The following is a 526-nucleotide window of genomic DNA, read 5'->3' on the forward strand; positions in this document are numbered from 1 at the left end:
CCGAACGGATCAGACCACGTGAAAGACCTTCTCAAAAAACTCTTTGGACTTGGGCTCTCTAAAGACGCCATCATCGCCCCCCACGGTGCGATCCTCACGCTCGGGGAGGACCGCCGGGGCGTTCCTCACGGCACGACCCGAAACGCCAATACCCTCCTCCTTGGAGCCAGCTCGCGCCAGCGGGTGGAGAGGGTGATCGTCCCGACCCTTCTGCGGGGTACATCGGCGAGCTACATCGTCGACGACCCGACCGGAGAGGTTTACGACCTCACGGCTGCTACCCGGGCCAAACTGGGACCCGTCTCACGCATTCGGTGGCACAGCGGGAGCTCCTATAATCCACTCGCTGACATCAACCTGGGCACCGATCCGGAAACCCGCTCGCGGCGGCTGCACAACATCGCGGAAACGTTCATTATTCAATGGACAGAAGGATACGATCGGGTTCCAGAGATCAAAACGAACGATGGCAACGACACCATCGAGCAGGAAGCGATCTCCGCTCTTTGGGGCCTGCTGGAGCTCG

1 protein-coding gene is annotated in these 526 nt (G+C 60.6%); it reads left to right on the forward strand.

The window, feature by feature from the left end:
* Positions 1 to 18 precede the first annotated feature (18 nt).
* Positions 19 to 526, forward strand: a 508-nt coding sequence (locus KBI52_RS33800; protein WP_210804794.1) for a type IV secretory system conjugative DNA transfer family protein, incomplete at its 3' end; no start/stop codon positions are given.

The sequence above is a fragment of the Microvirga sp. HBU67558 genome (assembly GCF_018069605.1).
In the GTDB taxonomy this organism is placed as follows: domain Bacteria; phylum Pseudomonadota; class Alphaproteobacteria; order Rhizobiales; family Beijerinckiaceae; genus Microvirga; species Microvirga terrae.